We start from the raw sequence: 12698 nt of genomic DNA on the forward strand, positions 1-12698 counted from the left end.
TAGATTAACTCGGCAATTAATCTAAGAGATGAGGAAAGTTGTAGATTAACTCGGCAATTAATCTAAGAGATGAGGAAAGTTGTAGATTAATTCGTTAGTTAATCGAAGAGATGAGGTAAGTTGTAGATTAACTCGGTAATTAATCTAAGAGATGAGGTAAGTTGTAGATTAACTCGTTAGTTAATCGAAGAGATAGGGAAAGTTGTAGATTAACTCAGTAGTTAATCGAAGAGATAGGGAAAGTTGTAGATTAATTCGTTAGTTAATCGAAGAGATGAGGTAAGTTATAGATTAACTCGTTAGTTAATCGAAGAGATAGTGTAAGTTGTAGATTAACTCGAAAGTTAATCTAAGAGATAGTGTAAGTTGTAGATTAACTCGAAAGTTAATCTAAGAGATAGTGTAAGTTGTAGATTAACTCGGCAGTTAATCGAAGAGATTGAATAATAATATTTAATTTATCAAATATTATTATTTTGAATTTTTTGATAAAAGTATACTATTTTCCCCTTATTATCTAGTATATCGTCATAAATAGATATGTAATAAATAACTAAGCGTACTTCATAAAACTATATAAATATAGTTAAATATTTCCTTAACATTACTTATATAGTTAAAAATTCACTTGTCATGTGGGTTTGATTATTTTTTGAAATATTATATCTACAGTATGTGAGGAGGTACTAAGTGCTAGTTGTAAATATTTATTTTTAGTTATTAAAAAGATATTGTTGTATACCTTTTTACTTTTAATTTATATTTACACTATGTTATATTTGTATATGTAAGGGCTTACATTTTGTTGGGGAGGTCTTTTATGGATTGATTGTAATAATGAGAGATAGGGGATAATGGTATGCAAATTGCTTCGTTCGATGATTTAAAAGATATAGTTAAAACTGGTGATGTCATAGTACTTGCTGCTTTATCGGTAAGTAATTTACCAGCTAATGTTTTAAAACATATTGTTAATGCCCATGATAAATTTGGAAATATTGATGATTTAACATTTATGTTAGCTAATGATATAAGCGATTATCGTGGTGATGGATATGATCTAGATTCTTTTGTTAGTAGAGGTATGGTTAAACGTCTTATTATGAGTATTATTATTGGTTCGCCTAAAACAATTGAGGCAATCAAAGACAATGATTTAGAAGCATATTTCGTTCCACAAGGTCTATTAGCTACTCACTATAGAAATTCATCAAATAAGTTTCCAAACATGATTTCTAAAATAGGGTTACACACTTCTGTGGATCCAAGATACTCTGGCGGAAAAGTGAATGAAATGACTAAGGAAGATATTGTTTCTTTATTAGATATAAATGGTGAAGAATTTTTACAATATGATTTTCCTAAAGTTGATGTTGCTTTGCTTCGTGGTACATACGCTGATAACGAGGGGAATATTTATATGCACCAAGAAGCACATCTAGGAGAAGGATACGGTGTTGCTTTAGCTGCTCATCAAAATGGTGGGAAAGTGGTTGTCCAAGTTAAAGAAATTGTACAACATGGCAGTTTTAAACCAACTGAAGTATTTATACCTGGAGAACTTGTGGATTATGTATTTATAAATGATGACCCGAAACTTCATAGACAAACAATTCAACATTATTACAATCCGGCAATATCTGGTGAGTACAAAGTGCTCAGCATGCCTGAACCAGTTAATAAATTCAGTACTCGAAAAGTGATATTAAGACGTGCTGCTCAATTTTTAAATGAAGGAAATGTTGTAAGTATTGGTTTTGGCATAAATAACGAACTTTCTAATTTATTAGTTGAGGAAAAAGTAGAAAACTCTGTACAGCTGAATATAGATACTGGTGTATTTGGTGGCATGATTGGCAGTGGTCAAAACTTTGGTTTGAATTACAACTTAGATGCTAAAATGCGACATGAAATGACATGGGATTTTATTTATAACGGTGGTTTAGACATCGCTTACTTGAGCTTTGCTGAAGTTGATCAGTTTGGCAATGTCAATGTTTCAAAATATGGCGATAGAATGAATGGTTGTGGGGGATTCATCGACATAAGTCAAACTGTTAAGAAAATTGTATTCTCGGGAACAATGGTAGTCGGAAGTCAGGCTACTTGCAATAATAAAGAATTAGTTATTGAACAAGAAGGACACTCGAAAAAGTTTGTTGAAAATGTGCATAATATGGACTTCAATGCATCTTATGCTAAAGAATTAGGGCAAGAGATTTATTATGTAACTGAACGTGCTGTATTCCAATTAACTGATGATGGACTGAAATTGATTGAAATAGCTGCTGGGTTAGATTTAGAACGGGATATACTAGCAAACTTAGCATTTCAACCAATCATTGCTGATGAACTTAAAGTGATAGATCAGAATATTTATCAAGAAAATTGGGGAGGATTACATCAATACATTAAAGGCAATGGTTCAAACAAATAAGGGGGTAGTTTAATATGAATTACGATTGGATTAAAACAAGAGCACATTATGATGAGGAAAAGGCAGCAATTATCGATCCATTAAAAGGTACAAAGTGGAGTTATCAAGAGTTGAATATTCGTGCTGAGAACTTAGCGAATCATCTTCAAGAACAAGGGGTTCAAAAAGGGGACGTTGTTGGTATATTCGCTCCAAATGATGTCGCATTATTAGATTTATTATTCGCTTCATTTAAAATGGGTGCAGTATACTTTCCGATGAACTGGAGACTTAATTCAAAGGAAATTGAAAGTGTAATAGAAGATTCTGGTGTTAAATTAATATTTTATGCCAATCGACATTTAAGTAGTTTAGAAGGTATTGCGGATGACTATTTGCATTTGGATATCGATTCACCAGAATATGATGAAGTTGTAAACCCTAAGAATCACAAACCTTTCAATACAGTAGATGTTGAAGGTGACGAGTTAGCTTCATTGATGTATACAAGTGGTACGACTGGTATGCCAAAAGGTGTCATGTTCACATATGATTCATTTACTGCAAATGGAATTAATACAGTTCTTACTTATAAAATCAATTCAGATTTCGTATCAATTGTTTCATTGCCAATGTTCCATGTATTTGGACTTAATGATTTAGTGTTACCGTTGTTAATGTCTGGTGGTTCGCTTGTATTACATCGATACTTTGAGGGTGAACAACTTAATGACTTAATGGCTGAATATAAACCTAATTACTTATCGCTTATACCAACTATGTATTATGCGATGTTAGTTGCACCGAACTTTAATCTGAAAAATTTTGATAATATAGATTTTCTTGTTCAAGGTGGATCAGCACCATTACCAGGCGTTCAGAAAAAATTTGAGAGCATGGGTTTAAATATCATTAATGGTTATGGATTAACTGAAGCACCGCTTGCATTACTGAATACACCGTCTAATTCTCTTAAAAAGCCTATGAGTATTGGTAAAGCAGTAATGTACGTTGATTTGAAATTATTTGATGAGAAGTTTAATGATGTAGAAGTAGGAGAAATCGGTGAATTAGCAATTAAAGGTAAACAGGTAACGCCAGGTTATTGGCATAAACAAGAAGAGACTGACAAGAATTTTCATGATGGTTACTTTTTAACAGGAGATCTTGCGCGAATAGACGAAGATGGCGATATCTTTATCGTAGAGCGTCGTAAAGAATTAATTATTACAGGTGGAGAAAATGTACTACCATCTGAAGTAGAAACAGTACTTTCAGATCATCCACTTGTTGCACAATGTGTAGTTGTTGGATTTGAAAGTGAGAAATTTGGAGAATCGGTTTCAGCTGCAGTATTGCTAACTGAAAAGGATCCTGATTTTGAAGAAAAGTTAGATAAACATATGAGAGAGCATTTAGCGAGTTACAAAGTTCCTAGAATGTATTTATCAGTTACTAAGATGCCTTTAACAGCGACATCTAAACCTAATAAATTAGAAGTTAAAGAAATGATGAAGAGAAAAGCTAAAAAATTAAATAATAAAGAGGACTGATCATAGTCTGAAAAATTTTTAAATAATAATGTAAGCGCTTTAACAATATATGGAGGTCATAGATATGCCAACAAAATTAGAGATGTTAAAAGAATTATTTCCAGAAGATATATTGAATATTTCAAAGGATTTAACTGAAGGTGAAGTAAAATTTTTAAAACAACTTAATGATTTATTAGAAGAAAAATATCGTCCAACTATTAATGAACATTGGGTAAACGCTACTGTACCAGAAGACTTCTTTGATGATATGGGGAAATTAAACTATTTCCAAAATCCATTATTATTTGAAGGCCGTGAAGGTGCTAAAACGACGAGTCAATTATTCCAATTTTTCTTATCTTACGTTGTAGCTAGATTTGACGTATCTTTAGTTACATTATTAGGTGTACATCAAGGGTTAGGTCATAATTCATTCTTGTTCGGTGGTAGTAAAGAACAAATTGAATACTATATTCCTAAGTTACAATCACATGAATTAAGAACATGCTTTGCTTTAACAGAGCCAGAACATGGATCGGATGTAGCAGGTGGCCTTGAAACGACAGCAAAACGTGTAGGTGATAAATGGATTTTAAATGGTGAGAAGAAATGGATTGGCGGTGCGAATTTAGCTGATGTTATGCCTTTATATGCTGTAGATGTTGAAACAGGTAAACCAAAAGGATTCATCGTTAAACCTGAACAAAAAGGTGTAGATATTAAAGTTATAGAGAATAAAATCGCATTAAGAATTATTCCGAACACTATTATTAAGTTAGAGAATGTAGAAGTTGAAGAAGACCAAAGACTTCAAAATATTAATGGCTTTAAAGATATAGCAAGAATACTTTATTCAACACGTGCTGGCGTAGCATACATGGCAACTGGAGCTATGGCAGGTGCATTACGTGCAACACTTGATTATGTAACAGAGCGTAAACAGTTCGGTAAAGAAATTAGTAAATATCAATTGATTCAAGAGAAATTAGCAATGATGCAAGGTAATTTATCTCACTCAATGGCAATTTGTGCACAACTTGCAAGAATGCAAGAACATGGTGAATACGATGAAGTAGCCACTTCAACTGCCAAAATGATGAATTCCCTTAGATTAAGAGAATCAGTCGCAATGGGTCGTGGTATTACTGGTGGTAACGGAATATTAGCAGAATATGACATTGCGAGATTCTTCTCAGATGCAGAAGCAATTTACACATATGAAGGAACACATGAAATTAATGCATTAGTCATTGGACGTGCATTGACTGGCGATTCTGCATTTATTTAGTCTAACTAAATGACACAATATAATCTCAGAATAAATTAATTTGGAGGTCTTTTTATGACGATAAATAAAGCAACCGTTCTAGGTGCAGGTACTATGGGTAGCCAAATTGCTGCACTATTAGTTAACGCAGGTTTAAAAGTAAAATTATTAGATATAGTAATAGATGAAAAAGATCCAAATAAAATTTCTAAAAAAGCATATGACGTAATAACAGATGCTAAAAGACCATTATTATTTGATTTAGAATTTGCATCAAATTTATCTTATGGCAATTTCCAAGATGATTTAACTGGTGAAGATGATGCAGATATTTATATTGAAGCGGTGAAAGAAGAATTAGATATTAAGCATCAAGTATGGAAACAAGTTACTCAAGTAGCAAAAGATAGTGCAGTATTTGCTACAAATACTTCAGGTATTCCGATTGAAGCGATTTCTAAAGCTTTTGATAAAAAAGATAAAGAACGATTTTTAGGACTACATTTCTTTAATCCGCCTCGTATTATGAAATTAGTAGAGGTTATCCCTAATAGCAATACTTCAGATGCAGTAGTTGAAAGAACTCAAGTATTTGCAGAAGAAGTATTAGGTAAAGGTGTAGTAGTTGCAAACGATGTGCCAGGCTTTGTTGCAAATAGAGTGGGTACTCAAACGATGAACGATATTATGTATCGTGGTGAAGATCAAGGATTCTCAATTACTGAAGTAGATGCTTTAACTGGAAGAGCAATTGGTAGACCTAGTACTGGAACATACGGTTTGTCAGATTTAGTAGGTTTAGACATTGCGGTTACTGTTACAAGTGGTCTACAAAAAGTACCAGAAGAAAAACCTTACTTTAAAGATACAAAAATTGCAGACACACTTATTAAAAATGGTTCGTTAGGTCGTAAAACAAAACAAGGTTTCTACAAAAAAGATAAAAAAACGAGACTAGTTTATGACATTGATTCAAATGAATATGTTCAACCTGAACAACCTAAATTTGAAATACTAGCAAAATTCGGCAAAGACTTACAATCGAATTTAGATGTAATCTTTAATGCTGAAGATGATGCAGGTAAATTCTTATGGGAAACATTAAGAAATAATTTCTATTATTCTGCGATTAACGTTCCTAAAGCTGCATCAGACTTTAAAGATATAGACCGTGCACTTGTATGGGGATTCAACTGGAAAAAAGGACCGTTCCAACTTTGGGACTTAATGGGATTTGAACGCGTTAAAACAAGAATGAAAGAAGAACTTGGTGAATTACCTGAATGGATTGAACAACAAAACGGTTCATTCTATAAGGAAGATGAAACAATCGAACGCGTAACACCTACTTCAGCTTTTGTAGACCGAGAAGTTTGGAATAGAGAAGATTCTAATTTATCAGTAGCCAATAAAGATCAATTATTACTTAAAATACAAAGTAAAAATAATATTATCTCTGATGGCTTTGCAAGTGATTTAATTGAGTCTATCGATTTATTAGAACAAGAAGATTATACAAGTATGGTCATATACGCTGATGGAAACAACTTTAGTGTAGGAGCAAACTTATACTTAATGAAAAAAGCGCACGAAAGCAAAAAAGTAGAAGAGCTTGTTGGACCTGCAATTGATAAACTTCATGAAAGTTTCGGTAGAATGAAATATTCACTTAAACCTATCGTAACAGCTATACACGGTAGAGCATTAGGTGGTGGTTGTGAAATTGTATTACACTCACCATTTATAGTTGCAGCGAGTGAAACATATATTGGTTTAGTTGAAACAGGTGTTGGCTTATTACCTTCAGGTGGAGGATTAGCTGAGTTTGTAGACAGAACATTACGAACTGATCACAAAAATGATGATAAACAAGAATCTATTTCTAAAGTTCTTATGAATGTAGGTTTAGCTAAAGTTTCTACAAATGCATATGAAGCTAAGAAATATGGCTATTTAAGAGACATTGATACAATTATTTTCAACAAAGAAAAACGTGTTGAAGTGGCACTTAATAAAGCACGTTATGAATCTGAAACAAACTATGTACCTAAACCTAAAGCTCAATATCCAGCATTAGGTAGAGATTTCAAAGCGTTAGCTCAAGCTCAATTAGATGCTCAACGAATCGGTCACTTTATTAGTGATTATGATTATGAAATCACATTAAAAGTAGCTCATATACTTTCAGGTGGCGATTTACCACGTAATACGTATATCAATCAAAGATATATTCAAAAGCTTGAAAGAGAAGGTTTCTTATCACTATTACAAAACGAAAAAACTTATGATCGTATTTCGCACATGCTAGAAAAAGGAAAACCTTTACGTAACTAATGAGTAGCTGAATAAGAGAGGATGGATATCAATGCAAGAAGCATATATAGTAGCATACGGACGCTCTGCTGCAGGGAAAGCTAAACCAGGTGGCGCATTATTTCACGAAAGACCTGATGAGGTTGCAGCTCAAGTATTAAAAGGAGTACTTAATAGAGTTGGGGGTTCATTTAATCCAAGCATGGTTCAAGATGTCATTGTCGGAAATTCTTTTCCAGAAGGTTTACAAGGACAAAATATCGCACGTTCAATTGTGTTGCTTGCTGGATTACCAAATGAAGTTCCAGGTCAAACGGTCAATCGTTATTGTTCATCAGGACTTCAAACAATCGCAATTGCAGCAAATGAAATTATGTCAGATCAAGCTGATGTGCTCGTAGCTGGTGGTGTAGAGCTTATGAGTGCAGTACCAATGGGTGGTAATGAACCTACAAATAGTCCAGAGTTGCAAGAAGCGGATACTGGCGTTTCATACCCAATGGGATTAACAGCAGAAATGGTTGCTGAAGAATATAAAGTTTCTAGAGAAGCACAAGACAAATATGCAGTAGAAAGCCATAAAAGAGCAGCTGAAGCACAAAAATCAGGGAAATTTGAAGATGAAATTATACCTATAAACGTGCATAAAGTGAGCTATGATAAAAATGGACCATCTATAACAAAAGAAGAATTTAAACAAGACGAATTAATACGACCTGATACAAATTTAGAATCTTTATCTAAATTGAGAACCGTATTTAAAGCAGATGGTACAGTAACAGCAGGTACGTCGGCACCACTTACAGACGGTGCAGGTTTTGTAGTATTGATGTCTGGAGACAAAGTGAAAGAACTAGGAATCAAGCCTATAGCTAAATTTGTAGGGTTCAAAGCAGTAGGGGTAGATCCTAAATTAATGGGTATTGGACCAGCTTATGCAATACCAGAAGTATTAGAATTAACAAACCTATCAGTAGATGATATCGATTTAGTAGAATTAAACGAAGCATTTGCATCACAAACAGTAGCTTCAATAAATGAAGTAGGTTTAGATATTAATAAAACAAACGTTAACGGTGGTGCAATAGCATTAGGACATCCACTCGGTGCAACCGGTGCAATGTTAACAGGTAAGTTATTATCTGAAATGAGTAAACGACCAGACACTAAATACGGTATGGTTACAATGTGTATCGGAGTAGGAATGGGCGCAGCAGGTATATTTGAATATGTAAGATAATAAGTAGAAAGCATTCGATTCTTTGAATCGAATGCTTTTTTAGTTAGAGGAATTGAGTTGTAAGGGTAAGTTGTAGATTAATTTGGAAGTTAATCGAAGAGATGGTGTAAGTTGTAGATTAATTCAGAAGTTAATCTAAGAGATGGGGTGAGTTGTAGATTAATTAAGGAGTTAATCGAAGAGATGGCATAAGTTGTAGATTAATTAAGGAGTTAATCGAAGAGATAGGGTAAGTTGTAGATTAACTCGGAAGTTAATCTAAGACATTTCCAAATTTAACGCCATAAAATAAGAAGCTGAGACAAATTAATTATCTCAGCTTCTAATCATTTTCGTTATGATACTATTTATTATATTTTTGTTTTTCGGCTTCTCTTAATTCTATTCGTCTGATTTTGCCTGAGTTAGTTTTTGGTAATTCAGTTACGAATTCGATTGCTCTTGGATATTTATATGGTGCTACATCTTTTTTGACATAGCTTTGTAATTCTTTTACGAGTTCGTCATTGCCAGTGATATCGTTTTGCAAGATAACGAATGCTTTTACGATGTTACCTCTTATTTCATCTGGGCTTGCAACAACTGCACATTCTTGTACTTTAGGGTGTTTAGTTAAAGAATCTTCTACTTCGAACGGTCCTATTGTATATCCAGAACTAATGATGATGTCGTCTTCTCTACCCATGAACCAGAAGTAACCGTCTTCGTCTAATTGAGCGCGGTCTCCAGTTACATAATAGTCACCTCGTTTTGATTTTTCCGTACGTTCTTCATCTTTATAGTATCCTTTGAATAATGATGGTGAATCTAATGAAACGGCTATGTCGCCAACTTTTCCATTTGTTATAGGTTCACCGTCTTCATCGATAACTGCTACGTGACTACCAGGTATTGCTTTACCCATTGCTCCTGGTCTACTTTCTGTATCTTTTAAAAATGCAATAAGTAATGTGTTTTCAGTTTGGCCATATCCATCTCTTACTTTAATGTTGAAGTTACTTTGGAATTGTTCTATTACTTCTTTATTTAATGGTTCACCTGCTGATACAGCACTGTGAAGATTTTCTAATGTATAGTCAGATAAATTTGGTAACTTAGCCATTAAACGATATTCTGTTGGTGTACAGCATAATGCGTTTATTTGGTGCTTTTCTAGTAAGTCTAAATATTTTGCTGCGTTAAATTTACCGTTATATACGAATGCTTTTGCACCTGAACCTAGAATTGATAAGAAAGGACTCCAAATCCATTTTTGCCATCCAGGTGCAGCAGTTGCCCAAACAGTATCTGATTCAGTAATACTTAACCAGTGTTTTGGTGCAGTTTGTATGTGTGCATAACCCCAACCATGTGTATGGATAACAGCTTTAGGTAGTCCTGTTGTACCTGATGTATAAGATAAAATTGCGACATCATCTCTTTTTGTTTCATCAACAACTAGTTCTTCACTAGCTTCTTGTATTTCATCATCAATTGATATCCAATTTTCTTGTTTAGATCCTACAACAAATTTTGTTAATTGATTGAATTCTTTAATACCTTCAAATTCAATTGTGCATTGATCGATTACGACTACAGCATTAACTTCACCGTGTGTGATTCTATGTTGCAAATCTTTCGTACGTAACATTTCAGAACTTGGGATTATGATAATGCCAAGTTTAAGTGCTGCAATGTATATTTCATATGTTTTAATTGAACGAGGCATTAGAATGAGCACTTTATCGCCTTTTTTAAGACCGTGTTCTTTAAATATGTTTCCAACTCTATTAGCATTTTTTATAAGTTTTGAATAAGTAATAGTTTGAACTTTGCCTTCAACATCTTCAAAAACAATCGCTTCTTTAGATTCGTCGGCAGTATGTTTTTCGATTTCATTAACAATGTTGTATGTTTCTGGTGCTATTAAGTCTGAATTTTTCATGTTAATCTCCTCATTTTTTATTATTATTTTATTTTATCAGTGAATAATCATAAATACGAATAAATGAAACTATATGAAAACACGAGTATCCAATTATTTATATTTCATAAAAATATTGCAAATGTAAGCGATTTTTTGTTAACTTAAAGGAAAGTTAATTAAATCTTTACACTAGATTTACAATTATAGGTTAATATTCACAATGGTTACAAAAACTTTAAAGAGGTGTCTTATGGAACTGTCGGCTTTAGAAATTATCTTTACATTTATTGGTGGTTTAGGTATTTTTCTATATGGTATTAAGCAAATGGGTGATGGCTTACAAGCAGCAGCGGGAGATAGATTAAGAAGTATATTAAATAGATTTACGAGCAATCCAATAATGGGTGTGCTTGCAGGTATGATTGTTACGATACTAATACAAAGTAGTTCGGGAACAACGGTTATTACTATAGGCCTAGTTAGTGCAGGATTTATGACGATGAGACAAGCTATTGGTGTTGTTATGGGTGCTAACATCGGAACAACAGTTACAGCTTTTATAATCGGTATTAATATTGGTGATTATGCTTTACCAATATTGGCATTAGGTGCATTCTTAATATTCTTTGTTCAAAAGCGTAAAGTTAAAAATATAGGTATGGTATTCTTTGGATTTGGTTCATTATTCTATGGTTTAGAATTAATGAGTGGGGCAGTGAAACCATTAGCTGATCTAGAAGGATTTAAACAAATTATGTTGGATATGTCTTCAAATCCATTTTTAGGCGTATTAGCGGGTACGTTTGTAACATTAATTATACAAAGTTCAAGTGCAACAATAGGTATTTTACAAGGATTCTATGCAAATGATTTAGTATCATTACATGGTGCATTACCGATTTTATTAGGAGATAATATTGGAACAACTATAACAGCGATATTAGCAAGTTTAGCTGGTTCTATAGCTGCAAAACGAGTTGCAGTCGTACATGTTATGTTTAATGTCATCGGAGCTGCAATATTCTTATTAATATTACCATTTTACGAAGCAGCAATGCAGTGGGTCAATCATGCATTGAACTTAAACCCTAAAATGGTTATCGCATTTGCACATGGTACATTCAATATAACGAACACGTTAATTCAATTACCATTTATTTTCGCATTAGCTTGGATTGTTACGAAAATTATTCCAGGTGAAGATGTAAATGAAAAATATAAACCAAAATATTTAGATAATAATTTAATAAATAGAGCACCAAGTATTGCATTACAAGAAGCACAAAATGAAATTCAAAACATTGGTAAAATGACAGTTTCAATGCTAGATAATGTTGGAAATTTAAATGAAAAAGCATTAAAAAAACATAAACAAAAACATGTAGCTGTTGATAACATGTACGATAATGTTAGACAGTATTTAAATAAATTATCTGAGAAAAAATTATCTGCGAAAGATGCTGAAAGATTGTCAGTCTTATATGATGTGAATAGAACAATATTAAAAGTATCAACGTTAACAGAATCATACTTAGATGAACTTCAGAAAAAACAATCATCAGATATTCATATATCAGATAAAGCAGACCAAAGTATTGATAAATTATATAATCACGTTAAAGTATCATATGAAAAAACATTCGAAGTATTTGATGTTTATGATTATATTAAAAAAGATGAAGTCGTTAAAAGAAGTGAAGATTCATATTTATTAGAACACGATTTACGTAAAAAGCACATAAAACGATTAAGTTCCGGAGAATGTTCTCCAGAAGGCAGCCTCGTTTATATAGATATGATTTCTATTCTTGAAAGAATTGGTTACCACTCAAGAAATATTTCAGAGTCTATGATTAACTTAGGCGAAGACACATATACCCAAACATCAGAAGTTAGATTATAAAATTAGATACAAAATAAGGGGCTGGGACAATTAGGCACTGAACCCCTAAAATGGGAACTTAATAAAAACACTATTTTCTAGGCTGCTAATTTCCTGAATTCTATAGGAGATAAGTAGC

At 33.0% G+C, this 12698-nt stretch carries 7 protein-coding genes; 6 read left to right on the top strand and 1 reads right to left on the bottom strand.

The window, feature by feature from the left end; genetic code table 11:
* The first annotated feature begins 859 nt into the window (after positions 1–859).
* The 5 genes from fadX to CD129_RS08005 all read left to right on the top strand — a co-directional run bounded on the left by fadX (position 860) and on the right by CD129_RS08005 (position 8771).
* Positions 860–2437 carry a fatty acid degradation protein FadX gene (gene fadX / locus CD129_RS07985; protein ID WP_115337031.1) on the top strand — a complete coding sequence of 526 codons (1578 nt, stop codon included), beginning with the start codon at positions 860–862 and terminating at the stop codon, positions 2435–2437.
* A 14-nt stretch (positions 2438–2451) separates the two neighbouring features.
* Positions 2452–3969: a long-chain-fatty-acid--CoA ligase FadD gene (gene fadD / locus CD129_RS07990; protein ID WP_115337032.1), complete on the top strand. Its 1518-nt coding sequence runs from the start codon at positions 2452–2454 to the stop codon at positions 3967–3969.
* A gap of 64 nt (positions 3970–4033) precedes the next feature.
* A complete protein-coding gene (fadE, locus tag CD129_RS07995; RefSeq protein WP_078357425.1) occupies positions 4034–5239 on the top strand; it encodes an acyl-CoA dehydrogenase FadE in 1206 nt (401 codons plus the stop codon).
* 54 nt (positions 5240–5293) lie between these two features.
* Positions 5294–7552, top strand: coding sequence for a 3-hydroxyacyl-CoA dehydrogenase/crotonase FadB (gene fadB / locus CD129_RS08000; protein ID WP_115337033.1), 2259 nt, complete (start codon positions 5294–5296; stop codon positions 7550–7552).
* A 31-nt stretch (positions 7553–7583) separates the two neighbouring features.
* The gene (locus tag CD129_RS08005) at positions 7584–8771 is read left to right on the top strand and encodes a thiolase family protein (protein WP_115337034.1); all 1188 of its coding nucleotides are present in this window, start codon (positions 7584–7586) and stop codon (positions 8769–8771) included.
* A 343-nt stretch (positions 8772–9114) separates the two neighbouring features.
* On the opposite strand, the gene mbcS is transcribed toward CD129_RS08005, so the two are convergent.
* Positions 9115–10695: an acyl-CoA synthetase MbcS gene (gene mbcS / locus CD129_RS08010; protein ID WP_078357422.1), complete on the bottom strand. Its 1581-nt coding sequence runs from the start codon at positions 10693–10695 to the stop codon at positions 9115–9117.
* 232 nt (positions 10696–10927) lie between these two features.
* Between mbcS and CD129_RS08015 the strand changes: the two genes are divergently transcribed.
* Positions 10928–12580 carry a Na/Pi cotransporter family protein gene (locus CD129_RS08015; protein WP_115337035.1) on the top strand — a complete coding sequence of 551 codons (1653 nt, stop codon included), beginning with the start codon at positions 10928–10930 and terminating at the stop codon, positions 12578–12580.
* Positions 12581–12698: the final 118 nt, after the last annotated feature.

It is taken from the genome of Mammaliicoccus fleurettii (assembly GCF_003970575.1).
GTDB classification, from domain to species: domain Bacteria; phylum Bacillota; class Bacilli; order Staphylococcales; family Staphylococcaceae; genus Mammaliicoccus; species Mammaliicoccus fleurettii.

Coding starts and splice junctions, on each gene's coding strand:
- fadX (WP_115337031.1), top strand. CDS start 860: ATGCAAATTGCTTCGTTCGATGATTTAAAAGATATAGTTAAAACTGGT.
- fadD (WP_115337032.1), top strand. CDS start 2,452: ATGAATTACGATTGGATTAAAACAAGAGCACATTATGATGAGGAAAAG.
- fadE (WP_078357425.1), top strand. CDS start 4,034: ATGCCAACAAAATTAGAGATGTTAAAAGAATTATTTCCAGAAGATATA.
- fadB (WP_115337033.1), top strand. CDS start 5,294: ATGACGATAAATAAAGCAACCGTTCTAGGTGCAGGTACTATGGGTAGC.
- CD129_RS08005 (WP_115337034.1), top strand. CDS start 7,584: ATGCAAGAAGCATATATAGTAGCATACGGACGCTCTGCTGCAGGGAAA.
- mbcS (WP_078357422.1), bottom strand. CDS start 10,695: ATGAAAAATTCAGACTTAATAGCACCAGAAACATACAACATTGTTAAT.
- CD129_RS08015 (WP_115337035.1), top strand. CDS start 10,928: ATGGAACTGTCGGCTTTAGAAATTATCTTTACATTTATTGGTGGTTTA.